Source organism: Bacillus thuringiensis (assembly GCF_001182785.1).
GTDB classification, from domain to species: Bacteria; Bacillota; Bacilli; order Bacillales; family Bacillaceae_G; genus Bacillus_A; species Bacillus_A thuringiensis_S.
The window spans coordinates 106,796-124,623 of the sequence record NZ_CP012101.1; the positions used below are offsets into that span (position 1 = coordinate 106,796).

The following is a 17,828-nucleotide window of genomic DNA, read 5'->3' on the forward strand; positions in this document are numbered from 1 at the left end:
TTATCTAGGGTGAATAATGATTTCTGACGAACGTAATTCTCCGGCAAGTTCGGTATGTGCTGCATTTTTGAAAAGTTGAACATGTACAAATGTATATTCCTTATTATCCTTCCATGCGTGACCTATATTTAGTGATTTTAGTGGTGTACTAGAAGAAAAATATCCACTGGTCATATCATGAGAAGCAGAATTTAAACCAGCATACGGAAGATCCATATCATAATATAATTTACTACATGTTCCACGCGTTTCAATTTTAGCGTTCACCGTTTTATGAGTTTTTGCATACTCGGTGTGATCGGTAGAAACTCTGGCCTGACAATTAGTTCCTCCCGCTGTTACTTTATACCAACCTCCTTCTGCTGCTTCAGTTTTACTAGATGTAATAAAAAACCCACTACACATTAAACCTAATACCAATACTAATTTTGTTAAATGTTTCAAAGTCTCACTCCCCTTTATGTATTTATTTAAATATTATCATATCCACCTCTTTATATGGGTAATATTGGTATATTTATCAAGTTTATTCTGAATATTCCTTATTTTATATAATCAAAAAACTAAATCGAGATGTCATCACATCATCATGTGATACTGCTAATATTACTCAATGACCGACATTACTTAACATAGTGAAATAATATTCAGATGGGGACCCAATACATATTATTAAAATTAAAGTGGTTCAAGTCGGAGGAAGGCACCTTAGGGTGTCTTTTTTATTGCGGACAAAATATTAAAAATGCATTATACAAATAATAAGATTAAAAAGAAGGTAAGTGAATATCATCATTAATTTTGAACCGTTTAACCCAACTATAAATGACATCGCAATCAAAGTCGCTATGGTACTGTTTATACCATACACCAAGTGTACAAGTAAAAGAAGACATCTTAATCGATGTCTTCTTTTGTTATTATCACATTTGTATCTGTTGTTGATACGAAATAATTAAAAAAAATTATTTTACAAGTCGTCCTTCATAAATAGCCCTTCCATTACTATTAAGACCTTTAAAATACCAATACATTGTTCCTCCACAAACTTGCTCATCATATGAATTAGGATAAATTCCATTATCACGATATTCAGTTTTTCCATACTTATTATCCCCGAGATAAGTAATATGATCAAAAGCCCAACATTCATTAGCAAGTGTTGCACTTGCTGTATTCTCTGTACTTGCTGACGCAGCCCCAATTCCTCCAGTCAATGCAATGCCAGCTGCTAATGCTCCAACTACTAATTTCTTGAACATAAAAATTCCCCCTCAAATATTTTTTATAACTTGCATCTTAAATGTACCACTTTTGTAACTTTTGTTAATATTTTGAATTTGTAGAAATATTTATTTATATATTGTTAATATACTTTATCAAATGGAAAATAGAGGGATTTATGATGATATGTAATAATGCATGTTCATTCAGCAAAAAATCGTGATAAAATCTAAGCACCTGTTCTATTTTTTTCAATTAAAATGGAAACCTTACTTCTTATTTACCCAAATGGGAGGCGCTTTATGGCGTCTTTTTTTATTTTCAAAAGGCCATGCTCATTTAATCCATAAAAACATAAAGTAATTTGAATCCATTAAAATACATGAGTGACTCCTTATTTTTCTCCTACTATTTAAAGGAGGAATTATTATGGGCTTTGGTGGTAGCTGCGGTGGCGGCTGTGGCTTTGCAGAAGGATTTGCTTTATTAGTTGTATTATTTATTTTATTAATTATTGTTGGAGCTTCTTGCTTCTGCTAAAAAACTATCGAAAAAGGCACTCTTATATGGGGGTCTTTTCTTTATAAAATTTACATTAAATTAATTAAACTTTATAAAGAGATGTAGTAAAATATAAATTGGGTGGAACCCAGATATATTTGTGCTGTAAGAAAAGTCTTATGTAGATTGAGTAGAGGAAGGCACCTTAGGGTGTCTTTTCTTTTGTCCATTATATCCATTACGTACGCATTGATTTTTTATGTGCATTTGATATAATTACTGTATTAGTATTACAGTAATACAGTATGTATATAATAAAAGAAGAGATGCGCTAACATCTCTTCAAGTAACTGCTACCGCAAGGTGAGTGGTTGCGACTAAATACTACTTTTTAGATTTAGAAGACTTCCCACGCTTGCGAGGCTGACGGGTGGTCTTCTTCTTTTTATTTTTAGAAGTAATTTTCTTAACCACGAAAACTACAAGTTCTCGTACAATCGTCTTAATTACCTCTAATACTATTTGAAGAAATAGATCCATTGGCTACACCTCCTTTCCTCATTAAATGAGAAAAGGACAGTCGTAACCGCCCACCCTACAATATACAGTTGTTCTTATTCTATCATACTAGTACAATCTCACCAATATAAAAGAACCACCATTACTGGCAGTCCTTTTTGGGTAGTTTTAGAGAACTTAATTTTACTATATTTATATTATAATTAACAAATGAAAATTTCTAGGAGGGGAATTTTTACATAACATGTGATTTTTTATACCATGCTTTGTTGATACATTTAACCTTCTTATGTGTTGATTGTTTAAAATTATCCCTTGGTGTAGCCATATCGTTAGAACATCCTGCGATATTTAAACAAAATGTAGCCAATAAAAACAATAATATTAATTTATTCAAATAATCACTTCTAATTCTTTTTTATTTTCGAACCTTTCATCTAATTCTACATTAGATGAAAGGTTCGAAAATATTCTTATAATCATAAGTTGTTAAATTAGTTTACAACGAGATAGAACTACCAAAACAAGCCCACCTATTTCCGTAGGTGGGCTATATCTTTATTACACAATACCAAAGTATACTCTCATTTTTTCATATACTTTATGCAATTATACATATTCATAAAAAATACACCAAATAAATATTACATGTAGTAAAATATAAATTGTGGATACATTCTATAAAGCAGATTCTTTTAAAAGACGTAACATATTGATCTCAAATCTCTTGATATTTTGTGAACTAACAATCTGGTGTATATAGACGATTCTGTTTTATAGGATGTGTTTACACGTATAACAAAGGGGTAATACGGATAGATTTATACTAAATGAACGTGGTTAAAGTCGGAGGAAGGCACCTTAGGGTGTCTTTTTTTGTGTATAAAAACTTCACCACCTTATAAACACGGTAAGACCTTTACACAAAACAATAATTGAAATTATATTAATCTTACTTTACATTAAGTTTAAAGAATACTCTTATACTAATACAGTGCTAACTAGTAGGTGAGAAAATGGAATTTTACGATTTAGGTATTACCATTAAAGAGCTTAGAATTAAAAAAAATATATCACAATCCGAATTATGTCATGGAATATGTTCGCAAAGTCAAATTAGCAAAATAGAAAAAGGTGTGATTTATCCATCTAGTATATTGTTATATCAATTATCAGAAAGACTTGGTATTGATCCAAATAATATATTTGCACTAACTCAAAACAAAAAAATAAAATATGTAGAAAATGTAAAATGTGTAATGAAAGATTGCTTAAAGCAAAAACAATATAAAGAACTTTATGAAATAGTGAAAAAAGAGAAAGATGAAAAAAATTTCCAAACAAAAGAAGATAAACAATTTCTACTATGGCATGAAGCAATTGCTATATTTGTGGTAGATCAATCAATAAAAGCGGCTTTAGATTTTTTAAATAACGCATTAAAACTAACTGTAACTAATGTTGATTGTTTATCAGAAAGAGAAATAGATATTATGCAGACAAAGGCTATATTTTATGGGGCAAATAAAGAATATGAGAAAAGTATTAATATATTAAGAAAATGTTTAACTAACTATAATAAGTTAGATTTCCCTAAAGATAAAGAAATTAAATTAAAAATCATTTTCAATTTAGCAAAAAATTTAGGTCATGCAAATCAACACGAAGAGGCAATAAAATACAATGATATGGGCATCAAACTAGCTATAAATCTAAATACTTTATATTTATTAGGTGAATTATAATATGGAAAAGCTTGGAATTTATTAAAACTTAAACAATATAATGAAGAAGATGTTGATAATAATATGAAAAAAGCGTTATTTATATTTGAACTAACAGAAAAAGAAAATCTTATAACAATCGTTAAAAAAGAATATTATGAAAAACAAAATAAAAAAACATAATTGCTAAATAACTACTTATAAACTTAATTTTTTAAATTTTATTATTTAATAGGAATTTTTGAATGAAAGTTTACTTAACGTATTGTTGATTTTGAAATCTGCATCCCTATTAATACTTTCTACTTCTTTTCACTGCCATATTAAAATTAAAGTGGTTCAAGTCGGAAGAAGGCACCTTAGGGTGTCTTTTTTTCTACCTATAACCGTTTAATTGTTATATAATAATATCATTGTATTTTAGGAGGAACATAAATGAACAAAAAACTAATCATTGGAATTATCGCTGTACTAGTAGCTATCATTGCTTCCGTAGCTATTTTTAAAGGTTCCAAATCAGAAGATATGAAACCTAAGTATTCACAAAAAGATATGGATAAACTTATCGAACAACACTTTAATGAACAGCAAGAATTAAAAACACAAATCAAAGAGTTGAAATCTAAAGTAGACTCCTATGAAAAAGAGCAAACTAGGTCACTTCAAAAGACTACACAACCGAGTCAAGAAAAAAATGAACCAGCTGAAAATGCTGATAAGGTTACATACGAAAAGGAAATTAAGCCTACTATTGATGAAATGTTAAAGGAATATGATAAAATTTGGAATCAGGATTGGAAAACTATTTGGGGAGACGGAAGCAAGGACCCTGAATCTCTTGACAAGAACGCTTTAAAAGAAAAAATGGAGTCAGTTGCAAATCGATATGATGCACTTTCCAAGAAAAATACAGAATTTAAAAGCGGCTCAAAGTTAACTGATCCTGTATTAAAAGAAAAGATTGAGAAATTCAGAGTAGAGTTTGGACTAGCAACTAACTATAGAAGTAATGCTGGAAAAGCTGTAACTCAAGGGGTAAAAGGAGTAGCTCCGTTGAAAGGAAGAATGGAAGAAGCTCAAAAATCAATCAAGCTTTCCGATCAAAAACTAAGTAACGCTCTAGCTAGCTTAAATGAAATTGAATCAAAATTGGGTGTTAGCCGCAATTAAAAATCATAACAAAATATAACATAACATGGTAAAATAATACTTGGATTGGCGTCCAATACATATTATTAAAATTAAGATGGTTCAAGTCGGAAGGCAGCTTTGGGTGTCTTTTTTGTACATTAAAAAACTCACCATCCAACAGAAATGGCGAGATCCTTGTATATTATTTAATATCTTGTTTTATCTAATACTTTTCTTCTTAGTTAAAAATTTATTAGCGTCATAAACCAATAACCAAAAATTATTACAGAAACTACAAGTCCCATAGCAGCACCTACCAACATTTTCCCCTCAGGACCATTAATAAGCTCTTTTAAAACTTCTTTTGCAATTCGCTGACCTTTACCACTTAAAGATATAGAAAGAATAAAGAATACTACCACTAATACAAATGAAGAAATTATTAACTCCATGACTTATGTACCTCCCTAATATATGTGCGCTATTAACTTCCTTATACCTTTTAAACTAAGATATCTGAAATCATAATGTTAATAAATATATCCCCCCGATTAAAAGTGCCGCAGCAAAGACTAATATTATTATTCCATCAGGACTATTAAGAATTTCTTTTATATGTTTTTTTGCTATTTGCTTGGTTTCTCCACTTGAAAAGAGATAAACAATGGAATGGAGAATTAGTAAGAAAAACGCCGTAACTAACTCTATCATGGTTTATGTACCTCCTAATATATATGTACCTTTAATTAACCAGTAATTTTCTTGCACCTTGTATCAGCCTGAGTAACTGGAATGCTTAGTTCAATAAAAACCAAATGATAAAAATTACTCCTATAACTGCTAAAGTTCCAAAAAAACCTACCAACATTTTTCCCTCAGGACCATTAATAAGCTCTTTTAAAACTTCTTTTGCTATTCGCTGACCTTTACCACTTAAAGATATAGAAAGAATAAAGAATACTACCACTAATACAAATGAAGAAATTATTAGCTCCATGACTTATGTACCTCCCTCATATATGTGAACCATTAATTAACCAATAATTGCCTTATACATTATATCAGCTAGGGTACATGGAAGTATAACAAATTATTTTTATAATTTAATTTATTAATCGATATGGCATTAATACAGGATAGTTCAAGTCGGAGGAATGCACCTTAAGGTATCTTTTCTTTATGCATTAAAAATGCCTACATGATGTGTAGGGCCCAAAATTACTTTTTATGAAATTTCAATATTTTAAGAGAAACTCCACCACATTCCACCCTTACCATAGAAATAAGGTCGTAATCCAAGCGCAATTGGCATTGGACGTAAGAAATCATAAGGATGTACAATGTAAAAATTGCTTACTGGGAATAAATCTACCCCTGCTCCATCTCTGAATGATAAGTAAACTAATTTAGAACAATATGTTTTATAATCGTTACTCTTTGCAGAAGTTCCGAAAATATCATATCGATATTTAGACCCATTCTGATAAAAATGATTATACGCATAATCAGCAGCTCTAAATGCAGCTCCCTTATCCTTTTTATACCTTAAATATACAAAAAAACATACAAAAATATTAAACCCACACGAACAAGTGATGGCATATGTTTTTCCATGGTATTACTGTTTTTTTTCGTGAATTCATCTAATATGAACCATGATAGTACACCAAAAATCACATTAAAATACATTGGAATTAACAAAGAAGAAAAAGACAACGTACTTGATAAATTTCACATTTAATATAATTATCTATAACAAACAAAAGGTTGATTCCTGTAATAATTGGAATCAACCTTTCTCTATTAATTAGAAATAAAATCTAACTTCCTTAATACAAATTTCCAAATTGGTTCTTCTCCTGTTATGACAGAAGCTTTTCCTACCATTCCTGTATTTAAGTCACCTTGATTAGATATATCAATTGTCGCTTCTAATTCATACATATAAGACTTAGAATCTTTTTCAAAAATAGGATGAGTAGATACATAGGTAACTACTCCTACTTGTTTATCCATTTTCTTTAATTGTAAAGAATATTGTACCCTATCTCCCTTTTTAATTCCTTTTACTTCTTGAGCTGAAAATAGCATTTTTATTTTTTTCTCGTCGCTCTTTGGAATAATAGAAACTACTTCTTGTCCAGAATCAATTAAATTACCAGACTGCAACATTACTGGGAATTGTACAATACCATCTTTTACCGCTTTAACAACAGTAGTTTCACTTTGACTATTTAATCCATCAAATTCTTGTTTTTTTTCAAAAATACTATGTTCTAAAGATTGAATTCGCTGGTTAATAGAAACAATTGTATTTTCTTCATATTGATTTAATTTATATTTCTTTTCTTCTTGTTTTCCTTCTTTAACTGTTTCAACTTTCTTTCTTTCATTTTCTAATACTATTTTTCTTTGTTCTATTCTCTTTTCTATACTATTTTTTTGAGCTTCAAGCAATAATACTTTATCATTCAATATTTCTTTCTCTTCTTCAGAAACATCAGCCTTTATTTTTTGTTTATTAATAGATTCACTCTCTCTTTTAAGATTTTCTTTCTCCATAATCAAACCTTGCAAAACATCATCTTGTTCATTAGACATTTTACTATTATCTAATGTCCTCATCTCATTTTCCTTTTCATTCTGTAAAGATTTATAACCTTGTTCATAAGCCTTATATTCATCTCTTATTTTTTCATCTACTCCATCAGAAAAAGATAATTTCTTAAGTCGAATACTATTTTTCAACTCTTCTAACATTCCTTTTTGTTTCTCTAAATGTTTAACAATTTGATCAGATTGATTCTGTTTATAAGTCAACTCTGTATTTTTTAATTGAACTAAAACATCTCCTTGTTTCACTTCATCACCAGAAACAACCAAAACATCTTCAACAACTCCCGTAATCTGAGTACGAATTACACTCACCTCAGATTTACCTTGTACAATTGCTGTTCCTTCACTAACGATATCCATTTTCCCGAAATATGCCAAAATCGAAAAAAATAAAAAAACTAAAGAAAAAAACCCTAATAACCAAGTAATAAAACGAGGGGGTCTTCTTTCTAGTAATTCCGTACTATCAGTTAACTGATCAAAAGAATATATCTTATTCATCTTGATTTCCCCACATTGCATAAGATTGTGATTCTATATGTTCTGCATGAACAGTTTGGTTTTTCCATAAACGATAATATTCACCTTTTTCAAATAATAACTTTTCATGAGAACCTTGTTCTATGATTGTTCCTTTTTCCATAACAAAAATCTTATTAGCATGTTGAATTGTACTTAATCTATGGGCAATCATAATCACTGTTATTCCTTTATTTCTTAATTCTCTCAACATGTCTATAATATGTTTCTCGGTTGTAGAATCTAAATTACTTGTTGCCTCATCTAAAATTAAAATATCCGGTTTCTTTAATAATGCTCTTGCAATTGCTAGACGTTGTCTCTGTCCGCCTGATAAATTTGATGCATTTTCTTCTAACAAAGTTTCATAACGTAATGGTAGTTCACTAATAAAATCATGAACAGCTGCATCCTTACATACTTGTATAATATCTTCTAGGGTAACTTGATATTCTAATCCGAATCGTAAATTATCAAAAATTGAACCACTAAAGAAAAACGATTCTTGAGAAACATATGCAATACGATTACGTAAATCCGTCCTATTTATTTCTTTAATATGATAATCATCATAATAAATATCTCCTTGTTGCGGTTCATAATAACCCATTAACAACTTTGAAATAGTAGTTTTACCAGAACCACTTTCTCCTACAAAAGCTATTTGGTTTCCTGAATCAATAGAAAAATTAACAGCATTTAAAACATTTTTACGCGTACCATAACGGAATGTAACATTAGAACATGCAATACTACCAGATAACTGTTTAGGAGATACTTTGTTATATTCTTTTTCACCTTTTTCTGGGTCTAAATCAAAAATTTCATTTAATCTTTCACCCGCAACTAATGCGGATTGCATAGTAGGTTGAATACCTATTAAATTTTCAATTGGATTTAAAAAATACGCTAGAAGTGCATTATATGTTATTAATTCTCCAATAGTCATATTCCCATCCAACACTTGTATAGCACCAACCCAAAGAATCACTGTACCTCCAATTAATTCAAGTCCCATTTTCACGGAACCTTGTAAATTAGATAGCATTCCTCTTTTAAATACATGATTTAATAATTTTACAAAACGACTTTCTGTTTGAAAAAACACTTCTTTTTCAGCATTATAAGATTTTACAGTTGCAATTCCATTTAAAGACTCTACTAAATATGATGTTAATTTTGCATTACTCTCCATTTCTTCACGATTAATATTTTGATATGGTTTATGAAATATAAAAATAATACCGATGTAGAAAGGAACAAGTAAAAGCGTAACACCAAATAAAGTTGGACTATGTATATATAATAAAATTGCTCCTAATGTAACCATCAATGTATCAATCATTAATGTAACTGTTATCGTTGATAATGCATCACGTATTTTACCTGCATCCATAAAACGAGAAATAATTTCGCCTACTTTTCTTGTTTCAAAAAAACTCATAGGTAATCCTACTACATGACGGTAATATCCAAGCATCAATTGAACATCAATTCGCCTACTCAAATATAAAATTAAATGAGTCCTAAAATAAGAAAGCACTACTTTAAAAATATACAATATAATAACTCCAATAGACACAATATACAGTGTCTGAAGTAATTGATTAGCTACAATATCATCTATTAAAAATTTAAAGTAAAATGCCCCTAATAATCCAAATATATTAAAGAAGATAGAAGCCAAAAATATAGGAAATAATAAATGTTTCTGTGGTTTCAATAATGATAAAAATCTAGTAAACGTTCCTTGTGATACTTTACCTTTTTCGAATTTTTGCCCAGGAATAAGTAAAACCAAAATTCCTGTCCAAATTTTACAAAAATCTTCTAATGAATAAGTTACAAGACCTTTAGCTGGATCAGCAACATATACTTTCTTTTTCTTCACTTTATAAATAACCACATAATGTAATAAACCACCTGGCATATTAACATGTGCAATAGCTGGTAAAGGAACCTCATATAATGACTTTAATTCCGTTACTCTAACTCCTTTTGTATCAAATCCCAATCTTTCAGCTGATTCTAAAAGACCTTGTACATTTGTACCTTGCAAATCTGTACCGGCTATTTCTCTAATTTTAGAAATAGATATAGAAAGTCCATAATGTCTAGAAATCATAGCAAGACATGCTGGACCACAATCTTTTAAATCATGCTGTTGTATCCAATTAAATTTTTTAAACACACTTTTCCAACCTTCTTTCTAAAACATTAAAAAATAACATTTAATAGTAATATCAATTAATATTTTCTTTATAAAAAACTTCACAGCCTATTTTTTCCGAATGATCCTTTACTATAGAATTAGCATCATAAGAATAAATTAAATAAAAAATTAAAACATCCCCTAATCCTCCTAAAATCATAAAAGTACCTAAAATAGTTATAAAACCATTACCAATTAATAAACCTATAAAAGTAGGTAAAATACCCAAAATAACAATAGGCATCAAAATTGAAATACGATAAGCATTTATTCCTATTGCCTTTTTACAATGAGCATAAGGAGTTAAAGATTTCCATACTATACCGAATTTGATATCAGACCAATTTACTTTACCAAAAAAATTAAACCCAATTGCATGTAACAATTCATGTATAATGATAGAAACAAAACTTATTAAACAAACTAATACAAATTGCATAGAATTTTCCCATGTACTTACTCCCCAAATAAATCTATACAAAAAAAGCACAAACAAAGTAATTATAATTGAAAAGAAAATCATTATTTTATTAGCTTTTTCTACAGTAATAGTTGCATCATCTTTAGAAAGATTATTTAAATTACTAGGTTCCCAATTCATTTTAAATTCCTCTATTCTTTTTATATTTATTAAATATTCCTATTGCTTTTTTACAAATAGTATCTATGAAAAAACTTTTCCTTTTTCGCACATACTATTCGTAAATCACTATTTTTTTAAAACATAATTTATAAAATTAGTATTAATAATACCATTCAAATCATAAAAATTAATTAAATAAGTCTATATAGATGTAAAATAAATTACACATCTATATAGACTAAAAAAATGGCTTTAAAAATCATGTAAAAAGTCGATATGTAAATGATCCTAGTTTATAACCTAAGAATATTATTAATCCTGAAATAATTACCAACAGCATCATTTTTAAAGTAGGATACTGATTTAAGAATATTTCTAATTCTTGTTTTATAACATCAGTATTAATCATTATCATACACACCTATTACTTAAAATTTATTTCTTTTTCTTACTTTTACTTTCAGTCCAAGCATCATAAAGACCTGCACCTGCACCAACAACCAATAAACCACCAACATAAATTATAGGGGCAATACCACCATTTGTTTCTTGTTTTTCATTTTCAGTTAAAGATTTACATCCAACTAATGAAAGATTTTCCACAAAAATCTCCTCCTTTTTTAAATTATTAAAGTACTATTTACTTATTTGAAAATATGCTTTCCAACCCATTTACCACCTACATAACCAACACCTACAACAGCACTACCAGTTGTTACATAACCTGCTGCTACTAAGAATGGAACAATACCACCGTCGATTTTTTGAGCTTCTTCAAAAGAAAGTTCTTGTGCAGAAACACTTTCCATTTTTGCTGATAAAGATTCTTTAGTCATAAAAATTACCTCCTGTAAAATATAATTAAAATTTAATTTTTATAGAATTAATATCATTTATTAACTCCATATCCAAATCTTAGAATATAAAAATAAATTAAAAAGACTATTATTTTAAAAAAATTATTGGTAGAATAAAAACGAAATAACTGTATATTTAACTTTATTGATTATTAATCAGAATAGAAACATAACATAATAGGCATCTGTCCAGAAAACCTTGAATTACTTTGTCTAAATCTTAAACTGTTACATGTCTTTGATTAATCCAAGCAATTTGCTTTCTATCTATTTCTTGTATTGAACGAGCTGTTTGAGTAGGGCCTAAGTTACACCCGTAGCAGGTAGTTTTTTATGCAATATTGTATAAAAGATTATGATTTATCAAATATACATGTCTAATGAGGAACACCTAAAACCTATATAGGATGAATTTAATCTTTACAGTTTCTTTACAGTGAATTAAAAGCGGCAAAAATAAAAAGGATAATTTTATCAATAAGCGTTTTGTCTTTTACATATTAAAATGGAAATCCCCTTTCAATGTATACTGACCCCTTCACAAATCGTGAAGGGATTTTTTTATTTAATAAATGAGTTTAACAAAACATACAAAATGTTAAACTCATAAAGCCCAGTAATATCGGTACCTATGCATGATATTACTGGGCTTTTATTTGGATATTCAACGGCGTGTTTTACAAATTATACAAATACCTAAACATAGTTTTACTTTTTACATATGAACCTCTTTAAAAACACTTCAAAAGGTACATCTTTTGAAACACACTCCTTCCTACCCACATTAAAACCACATCTCCCTATAGATTTGATAAAAACCATTATTCAATATTAGTGAAAAACAGAGTATATTTCTCTAATATCCACCGGTAAATTCTTATCATTTTCCCATTGAGAGTTATGGCTCTCTCCTTTTTCATTTTCATTCGACATAATATGACAATATACATATGTTTATTTTGATAAGATTGTCCAGAAATATTACATTTTATATATCTTGGAGGAATTAAATTATGAGCAAAAAATTATTAATGGCTTTAGCATGCAGCGTGTTACTTATGGGATTGGCTGCTTGTGGTTCAAATGATAAAGCAAGTACATCAGAAGAACCAAAACAAGAAACTAAAAAAGAAGATGAACAAAAAAAGCTAGATGAGCAAAAACAGGAAGAGGAACAAAAGAAAATAGAAGAACAGAAAAAAGCCGAAGAACAAAAACAGGCTGAAGAGCAAAAGCGATTAGATGAGCAACGCAAACAAGAAGAGGCTCAAAGACAACAGGAAAAACAAAAAGCTGTAGCTAATACAGCACCTCAGCAACAAGCTGCACCTAAACAAGAGAAAGTTCACTTTGCAAACTGTACAGATGCAAATAATGCCGGTTACTATGATATAACTCCAGATAGCCCAGCTTATGCTTCGCATTTAGATCGTGATGGAGATGGCGTGGCTTGTGAACGAAATAAAGGACATAAAAAATCTAGTAAAAAACATTAGATTTAAGGATAAGCACTCTTATGAGTGCTTTTAATTTTTCTCAATAACCAATAATACTTAACATGGTAAAATAATATTTGGATGGGAGTCCAATACATATTATTAAAATTAAAGTAGTTCAAGTCGGAGGAAGGCACCTTATGGTGTCTTTTCTTTATGATTTTACACAAATAAAAAAGCCTCTTTATAAGAGACTTTTTATTATAAATAGATTTAATTAATTAACGCTTGTTTTCAAAATAACCTGTCCATGAAAGATTCGGTTCTTGATATGTCTTTTTCAAATACCACGTGACACCAAATTCTTTGATTGTGCTCGGTACAGAAGCTTTAGCAAAATACCCTCTTTTTAACAGCCAAAGAGTTTCCTCTGCCGCTGCCATAGTAACCTTTTCTTGCTTCGGACTTTCAGTATTAGGTGTTGCAGCCATCGCTCCACCTGCACCAGATAACATAATTCCAGTCGCTAATGCCCCAACTACTAATTTCTTGAACATAAAATTTCCCCCTCAAATATTTTTATATCTTACACAAATTAAAAATAAGTTTAATTAATTACTCCAACCCTCATAATAAGCTGTCCATGTTTTATCCATTTCTTTCGTTGCCCCTTTTAAATACCACGTGATACCAATTACAGTGACGACTTTGTTCGGTATCTCTTCTCTAGTAGCAAACCCTGGTACTCTCAGCGTTTTCTTTTCCGCTGCCATAGTAACCTTTTCTTGCTTCGGACTTTCAGTATTAGGTGTTGCAGCCATCGCTCCACCTGCACTAGATAACATAATACCAGTCGCTAATGCTCCAACTACTAATTTCTTGAACATAAAATTTCCCCCTTAAGTATTTTTATATCTTACACACGCCAGCCTTCAAAATAAGCTGTCCATCTACCACCCGAACCTATATATGCGTTTTTCAAGTACCACGTGATACCGGTACTAGAGTCTTTTACTACGTTCGGTATATCTTCTCTAGAAGCATACCCATGTTTATAAATCCCAATCTTTTCAATCGGTTGCACTGCCATAGTAACCTTTTCTTGCTTCGGACTTTCAGTATTAGGTGTTGCAGCCATCGCTCCACCTGCACCAGATAACATAATTCCAGTTGCTAATGCCCCAACTACTAATTTCTTGAACATAAAAATTCCCCCCTCAAGTATTTTTATATTTTGTACTTAGTTACATACTGATTTTGAAACGTATAAATAGGTTTTCCAGTTTGAGTCGTAAAATTTTAACCATTGATTAGTTCCATTGACAGTTTGTCCTTTTACCCATTCACCATTAAATCTAGTTCCATTGGCAACGTAATACGCTATTTTTGAACTCGTACTTGCTTCAGTTCGTACTTTTGTATTTTCATATTGTGCGTTACAGACTGCAAGACCCTTAGCTGCTTTATTTGATGTGAAATTGGTGTTTTCTGCCGCACTAGCGCTTGTTACGCCAATAAAACTAAATGAACTTAAACCGATTGCACAAGCTAAAGCTAACCCTTTAATTCTTTTCATTTTTCTCATATTAAACATCCCCCTCAAGTATTTTTATATCTTACACAACAAACTTAACACGTTTTACAAATAATGTTAGTTTATTAAACTTGATAAAATAATATTTGAATATTCAAAAACATCAAACATTAAATAACTTTACTTAAACCTCGTTCTAACATCAGAACGTGATTATGCTTATTAAGGGGTACCGCCACATCGCTATCAAGCTAGGGGTTTGAAATACCCCCGAAACGAAAAAAACGAGTTAAATTCATATAAATAGATTTTGGAAAATTGATAATTTTGTTTAGGGGAATACTAAAAGAGTCTTCATAGTTTAAAGAGTAAATGGAAGAGCGAAAAGCTAGTATTTTACTAGCTTTTTTATCAGTAAAAAGTCATATGCTTTTTATCTTCTTTATAATATTGTAAACGATCTTGTAAAGTACCAGTATGAAATTCAAACTTGTGACCATCTGGATCTGTAAAATAAATAGACCGTTTATCTCGTTCATCTCTCTCTCGTCCAGGTAAGATCTTAACATGATTTTGAATTAATATTTCTTTTAAAGAATCAAATTCATTATTTGTTACAGTAAAGGCTATATGTGTGTATGAGTGCTGAATTTCATTTCTTGGTATACTTTCTTCAACATTTAAAGCAATCCATAGACCATTTAAATCAAAATAAGCTAACTTTCTACCTTTTACTAATAATTTTGCTTGAAGTATATTTTGATAAAACTCAGTGGATTGCTCTAGATTAGAGACTGAAAAACAAATGTGATTAATACTTTGTCCCATGCTACATTCTCCTTTTTAATTGATTAAGTTATATATTACATTATAAGCAAAAGGCACTTTTCTACTAGGAGTACAAATCTATCACTGTCAAGATAATTAAATAAAAGTAGTAAAATAGTAGTTCTTCATTGGTTTCAAAAACTCAAACAAAGAACTACTATGTACGTTTTAACAAGATTTAGGGCTAGCAACCCATCACCATTAACTTAAGAAATTGATTGTTCTCCAAAACAAAAGTATACATTAGAAACAACATAAATAAAGGTTTCATAGCATCCGCTTAAATATCATTAAGATATAATATGAAAATATATGTTATAATACATTTGAAGGGCTGGTATCCTTTTTTTGTCTGTAGCTTCAGTCAACTCATATAATATAAGTACCCAAACGAAAATATATGAGCCTTAGTAAAAAGAACCTTTTAAAAGGTTCTTTTTACTTTAATAATTGTTTTATCTATCAATCTTATTCAGTCTATATAAAATTAACATAACCCCACTTATCGGTATTCAATGTATCTAGAAAAAATCCCTTCAGCAAGTAAACTGAAGGGGTTTCATATTTACCAATAATTCTTGTTATTTGTAATTCATTATTTACAGGTTAAACTCATTGAAATCTGCCGATCTACAAAGCCAAATTCTTTATATAATTCTCTTGCAAAGTTCTTTACATGAACATTTAATCGTATTTCCTTATGTCCTTTTAAAGACAATTCGTCTATACCTGCTTTCATCAATTTCTTTGAAATCTTTTGACCACGATACTCTGGTAAAATATATAATTCGTAAATGAATCCTACACTCTCTTGTGAAAAATAATCTTTACCACTGCCAATTAGAATCCATCCTTTTAAGTTGTCATCATCTTTGGATACTAGGTAGTATGCTCCTTGTTCTAATGCTATTTGTACAATCTCTTTTACTCGTTCTCGTGTAGGTTTAAAGGTCTTGGCGGTTCCTTCGTATAGAGAATTATCTGATTTTGTTAGAATTTCATTTAAATCATTTTCACTAGCTTTTTTAATCATATTCTCCCTCCTTTTTTACATAATTCCCGTTAACGGTAGTCAATGTATCTATAAGTCTACAGTTATTCGTTTCTGAAATCGTATGTATCCTCAGGAACATTTAACGTATGTCCGTTAATGATTACTGTATCATTGTCTTTCCATACAATCTTTGCTGTATCTTCTCGGTAATTCCAATACACATTCTTTGTCTTGAAATATTCACGATGATTAAATACTAACTCTCCCCTAACAGCAAAACTTGCTGTTGCTCCGCCATTTGTTACATAAGCTTTAAATGTATATGTTCCGTCAGGAGATTGTTTTTCAGCAATCTTTTCACCTGTAGGTAGTCGCTTCATACTGAAGAATGCCCAATACACTCCGTATACGAACAACCCAACTATACAAAATAATATAATTAACACTCTTTGTTTGGTTTTCTTAATTTCTTTCTCTGCAAAATTCATGTTTTAGCTCCTATTAATGATTTTTATAGCAAACCACTCTTGTTTGCAGAGAAGGTCAATCTTTGTTTTGTTTTTCTAACAGTTGAATAACTCTATCTAACTTTTGCTCAATTGGATCTTGTTTTTTGTGATTATTGTTACGCAGAATTATACGTATAATCCCTCCCAATAGTGCACCAATGATTATTGTAATAATGATGTAAGAAATAGTAGTTCCTAAAGGCATTATTTAGCCCCTTATTTTCCTTATTATACCATTTATAAGGAGTAATATGTTTTGTGATTTGGTTTGTATATTGTATACAAGTCAAGTTGTCATAACGTCTCATTATCAGTAGCAAGGAAAAAGGCAGAATCTTATTCTCACAAGAAATTTTCCTTTTTCTTTTCCTATAATTTTATGCATCTTTTTATACATTCCTATCCTTGCGCGATTTTAGGGTTCTCGTTTGTTATTGGATTAGCCGAAAAAGTGTATAAAATCTTACATGCTCTTAGCGTAGGGGTTTTCCGAAATGCTGGTGGTACTCCATTGCTATCAAGCTAAGATTATGTAAAATCAATTTCAGGTGAGAAGGTTTTGAAAAAGCTGATTATGTATTAAATACACCAAAAGATATTTTGAATTTACTTTAACCAAGATCGAGTCTAATAAAGAAATT

The 17,828-nt window shown here is 29.9% G+C and carries 22 protein-coding genes and 3 pseudogenes; 5 read left to right on the plus strand and 20 right to left on the minus strand.

Going from position 1 to position 17,828, the window contains the following annotated elements; translation table 11 throughout:
* Entirely contained in the window at window positions 1–444 is a 444-nt protein-coding gene (locus AC241_RS29985; RefSeq protein WP_224414215.1) for a hypothetical protein, read from the minus strand.
* Between the two features lie 521 nt (window positions 445–965).
* Complete coding sequence (locus tag AC241_RS29990) at window positions 966–1,262, minus strand: hypothetical protein (RefSeq protein WP_050845456.1); 297 nt, start codon at window positions 1,260–1,262, stop codon at window positions 966–968.
* A 391-nt stretch (window positions 1,263–1,653) separates the two neighbouring features.
* On the opposite strand from AC241_RS29990, the gene AC241_RS33865 reads away from it, so the two are divergent.
* Window positions 1,654–1,764: a YjcZ family sporulation protein gene (locus AC241_RS33865; protein WP_080990940.1), complete on the plus strand. Its 111-nt coding sequence runs from the start codon at window positions 1,654–1,656 to the stop codon at window positions 1,762–1,764.
* A gap of 345 nt (window positions 1,765–2,109) precedes the next feature.
* Here AC241_RS33865 and AC241_RS35015 read toward each other — a convergent pair whose 3' ends face one another.
* Window positions 2,110–2,265, minus strand: coding sequence for a hypothetical protein (locus AC241_RS35015; RefSeq protein ID WP_016513728.1), 156 nt, complete (start codon window positions 2,263–2,265; stop codon window positions 2,110–2,112).
* Between the two features lie 995 nt (window positions 2,266–3,260).
* On the opposite strand from AC241_RS35015, the pseudogene AC241_RS30000 reads away from it, so the two are divergent.
* Together AC241_RS30000 and AC241_RS30005 are read left to right on the plus strand one after the other, a co-directional pair.
* Window positions 3,261–4,151: pseudogene (locus AC241_RS30000) on the plus strand (helix-turn-helix domain-containing protein).
* A 252-nt stretch (window positions 4,152–4,403) separates the two neighbouring features.
* Complete coding sequence (locus AC241_RS30005) at window positions 4,404–5,138, plus strand: ribonuclease (RefSeq protein WP_050845457.1); 735 nt, start codon at window positions 4,404–4,406, stop codon at window positions 5,136–5,138.
* A gap of 203 nt (window positions 5,139–5,341) precedes the next feature.
* Here AC241_RS30005 and AC241_RS30010 read toward each other — a convergent pair whose 3' ends face one another.
* The 3 genes from AC241_RS30010 to AC241_RS30020 all read right to left on the minus strand — a co-directional run bounded on the left by AC241_RS30010 (window position 5,342) and on the right by AC241_RS30020 (window position 6,096).
* On the minus strand, window positions 5,342–5,551 hold the full coding sequence (locus AC241_RS30010) for a hypothetical protein (protein WP_048565606.1): 210 nt from the start codon (window positions 5,549–5,551) through the stop codon (window positions 5,342–5,344).
* Between the two features lie 70 nt (window positions 5,552–5,621).
* Window positions 5,622–5,810: a hypothetical protein gene (locus AC241_RS30015; RefSeq protein WP_000571721.1), complete on the minus strand. Its 189-nt coding sequence runs from the start codon at window positions 5,808–5,810 to the stop codon at window positions 5,622–5,624.
* A gap of 85 nt (window positions 5,811–5,895) precedes the next feature.
* The gene (locus tag AC241_RS30020) at window positions 5,896–6,096 is read right to left on the minus strand and encodes a hypothetical protein (protein WP_050845458.1); all 201 of its coding nucleotides are present in this window, start codon (window positions 6,094–6,096) and stop codon (window positions 5,896–5,898) included.
* A 651-nt stretch (window positions 6,097–6,747) separates the two neighbouring features.
* Here AC241_RS30020 and AC241_RS35430 point away from each other — a divergent pair.
* A pseudogene (locus tag AC241_RS35430) lies at window positions 6,748–6,840 on the plus strand (tyrosine-type recombinase/integrase); the annotation flags it as partial.
* Window positions 6,841–6,902: 62 nt separating this feature from the next.
* Here the strand turns inward: AC241_RS35430 and AC241_RS30025 are convergent.
* From AC241_RS30025 to AC241_RS34460, 6 genes and pseudogenes are all read right to left on the minus strand, one after another.
* Window positions 6,903–8,216, minus strand: coding sequence for an HlyD family secretion protein (locus AC241_RS30025; protein ID WP_050845459.1), 1,314 nt, complete (start codon window positions 8,214–8,216; stop codon window positions 6,903–6,905).
* A complete protein-coding gene (locus AC241_RS30030) occupies window positions 8,209–10,425 on the minus strand; it encodes a peptidase domain-containing ABC transporter (protein ID WP_050845460.1) in 2,217 nt (738 codons plus the stop codon). The genes AC241_RS30025 and AC241_RS30030 overlap by 8 nt, the downstream gene beginning before the upstream one ends.
* Window positions 10,426–10,477: 52 nt before the next feature.
* Window positions 10,478–11,047 carry a DUF3267 domain-containing protein gene (locus tag AC241_RS30035; RefSeq protein ID WP_050845461.1) on the minus strand — a complete coding sequence of 190 codons (570 nt, stop codon included), beginning with the start codon at window positions 11,045–11,047 and terminating at the stop codon, window positions 10,478–10,480.
* Between the two features lie 417 nt (window positions 11,048–11,464).
* Window positions 11,465–11,632: a class IIb bacteriocin, lactobin A/cerein 7B family gene (locus AC241_RS33880; protein ID WP_080990941.1), complete on the minus strand. Its 168-nt coding sequence runs from the start codon at window positions 11,630–11,632 to the stop codon at window positions 11,465–11,467.
* Window positions 11,633–11,673: 41 nt separating this feature from the next.
* Window positions 11,674–11,865: a class IIb bacteriocin, lactobin A/cerein 7B family gene (locus tag AC241_RS30040; RefSeq protein WP_050845462.1), complete on the minus strand. Its 192-nt coding sequence runs from the start codon at window positions 11,863–11,865 to the stop codon at window positions 11,674–11,676.
* Between the two features lie 247 nt (window positions 11,866–12,112).
* Window positions 12,113–12,208: pseudogene (locus AC241_RS34460) on the minus strand (Tn3 family transposase); the annotation flags it as partial.
* A gap of 691 nt (window positions 12,209–12,899) precedes the next feature.
* On the opposite strand from AC241_RS34460, the gene AC241_RS30045 reads away from it, so the two are divergent.
* Window positions 12,900–13,382, plus strand: a complete 483-nt coding sequence (locus tag AC241_RS30045) for an excalibur calcium-binding domain-containing protein (RefSeq protein ID WP_050845463.1) — start codon at window positions 12,900–12,902, stop codon at window positions 13,380–13,382.
* Between the two features lie 221 nt (window positions 13,383–13,603).
* Here AC241_RS30045 and AC241_RS30050 read toward each other — a convergent pair whose 3' ends face one another.
* The 8 genes from AC241_RS30050 to AC241_RS33885 form a co-directional block, all read right to left on the minus strand.
* Window positions 13,604–13,879 carry a hypothetical protein gene (locus AC241_RS30050; RefSeq protein WP_050845464.1) on the minus strand — a complete coding sequence of 92 codons (276 nt, stop codon included), beginning with the start codon at window positions 13,877–13,879 and terminating at the stop codon, window positions 13,604–13,606.
* A 54-nt stretch (window positions 13,880–13,933) separates the two neighbouring features.
* Window positions 13,934–14,209: an LCI fold-containing protein gene (locus tag AC241_RS30055; RefSeq protein WP_050845465.1), complete on the minus strand. Its 276-nt coding sequence runs from the start codon at window positions 14,207–14,209 to the stop codon at window positions 13,934–13,936.
* Window positions 14,210–14,238: 29 nt separating this feature from the next.
* Window positions 14,239–14,526, minus strand: coding sequence for an LCI fold-containing protein (locus tag AC241_RS30060; RefSeq protein ID WP_050845466.1), 288 nt, complete (start codon window positions 14,524–14,526; stop codon window positions 14,239–14,241).
* A gap of 36 nt (window positions 14,527–14,562) precedes the next feature.
* A complete protein-coding gene (locus tag AC241_RS30065) occupies window positions 14,563–14,907 on the minus strand; it encodes an SH3 domain-containing protein (protein WP_050845467.1) in 345 nt (114 codons plus the stop codon).
* A 360-nt stretch (window positions 14,908–15,267) separates the two neighbouring features.
* Window positions 15,268–15,684 carry a FosB family fosfomycin resistance bacillithiol transferase gene (fosB, locus tag AC241_RS30070; RefSeq protein ID WP_050845468.1) on the minus strand — a complete coding sequence of 139 codons (417 nt, stop codon included), beginning with the start codon at window positions 15,682–15,684 and terminating at the stop codon, window positions 15,268–15,270.
* A gap of 595 nt (window positions 15,685–16,279) precedes the next feature.
* Window positions 16,280–16,717: a GNAT family N-acetyltransferase gene (locus AC241_RS30075; RefSeq protein ID WP_050845469.1), complete on the minus strand. Its 438-nt coding sequence runs from the start codon at window positions 16,715–16,717 to the stop codon at window positions 16,280–16,282.
* A gap of 62 nt (window positions 16,718–16,779) precedes the next feature.
* Entirely contained in the window at window positions 16,780–17,166 is a 387-nt protein-coding gene (locus AC241_RS30080) for a DUF5412 domain-containing protein (RefSeq protein ID WP_050845470.1), read from the minus strand.
* 55 nt (window positions 17,167–17,221) lie between these two features.
* On the minus strand, window positions 17,222–17,392 hold the full coding sequence (locus tag AC241_RS33885; RefSeq protein WP_080990942.1) for a DUF4083 family protein: 171 nt from the start codon (window positions 17,390–17,392) through the stop codon (window positions 17,222–17,224).
* Between the last annotated feature and the right edge of the window lie 436 nt (window positions 17,393–17,828).

What these genes read in the sequence shown, in the direction of transcription:
- AC241_RS29990 (WP_050845456.1), bottom strand. Translation starts at nt 1,262, where the DNA reads ATGTTCAAGAAATTAGTAGTTGGAGCATTAGCAGCTGGCATTGCATTG.
- AC241_RS33865 (WP_080990940.1), top strand. Translation starts at nt 1,654, where the DNA reads ATGGGCTTTGGTGGTAGCTGCGGTGGCGGCTGTGGCTTTGCAGAAGGA.
- AC241_RS35015 (WP_016513728.1), bottom strand. Translation starts at nt 2,265, where the DNA reads ATGGATCTATTTCTTCAAATAGTATTAGAGGTAATTAAGACGATTGTA.
- AC241_RS30005 (WP_050845457.1), top strand. Translation starts at nt 4,404, where the DNA reads ATGAACAAAAAACTAATCATTGGAATTATCGCTGTACTAGTAGCTATC.
- AC241_RS30010 (WP_048565606.1), bottom strand. Translation starts at nt 5,551, where the DNA reads ATGGAGTTAATAATTTCTTCATTTGTATTAGTGGTAGTATTCTTTATT.
- AC241_RS30015 (WP_000571721.1), bottom strand. Translation starts at nt 5,810, where the DNA reads ATGATAGAGTTAGTTACGGCGTTTTTCTTACTAATTCTCCATTCCATT.
- AC241_RS30020 (WP_050845458.1), bottom strand. Translation starts at nt 6,096, where the DNA reads ATGGAGCTAATAATTTCTTCATTTGTATTAGTGGTAGTATTCTTTATT.
- AC241_RS30025 (WP_050845459.1), bottom strand. Translation starts at nt 8,216, where the DNA reads ATGAATAAGATATATTCTTTTGATCAGTTAACTGATAGTACGGAATTA.
- AC241_RS30035 (WP_050845461.1), bottom strand. Translation starts at nt 11,047, where the DNA reads ATGAATTGGGAACCTAGTAATTTAAATAATCTTTCTAAAGATGATGCA.
- AC241_RS30040 (WP_050845462.1), bottom strand. Translation starts at nt 11,865, where the DNA reads ATGACTAAAGAATCTTTATCAGCAAAAATGGAAAGTGTTTCTGCACAA.
- AC241_RS30045 (WP_050845463.1), top strand. Translation starts at nt 12,900, where the DNA reads ATGAGCAAAAAATTATTAATGGCTTTAGCATGCAGCGTGTTACTTATG.
- AC241_RS30050 (WP_050845464.1), bottom strand. Translation starts at nt 13,879, where the DNA reads ATGTTCAAGAAATTAGTAGTTGGGGCATTAGCGACTGGAATTATGTTA.
- AC241_RS30055 (WP_050845465.1), bottom strand. Translation starts at nt 14,209, where the DNA reads ATGTTCAAGAAATTAGTAGTTGGAGCATTAGCGACTGGTATTATGTTA.
- AC241_RS30060 (WP_050845466.1), bottom strand. Translation starts at nt 14,526, where the DNA reads ATGTTCAAGAAATTAGTAGTTGGGGCATTAGCAACTGGAATTATGTTA.
- AC241_RS30065 (WP_050845467.1), bottom strand. Translation starts at nt 14,907, where the DNA reads ATGAGAAAAATGAAAAGAATTAAAGGGTTAGCTTTAGCTTGTGCAATC.
- fosB (WP_050845468.1), bottom strand. Translation starts at nt 15,684, where the DNA reads ATGGGACAAAGTATTAATCACATTTGTTTTTCAGTCTCTAATCTAGAG.
- AC241_RS30075 (WP_050845469.1), bottom strand. Translation starts at nt 16,717, where the DNA reads ATGATTAAAAAAGCTAGTGAAAATGATTTAAATGAAATTCTAACAAAA.
- AC241_RS30080 (WP_050845470.1), bottom strand. Translation starts at nt 17,166, where the DNA reads ATGAATTTTGCAGAGAAAGAAATTAAGAAAACCAAACAAAGAGTGTTA.
- AC241_RS33885 (WP_080990942.1), bottom strand. Translation starts at nt 17,392, where the DNA reads ATGCCTTTAGGAACTACTATTTCTTACATCATTATTACAATAATCATT.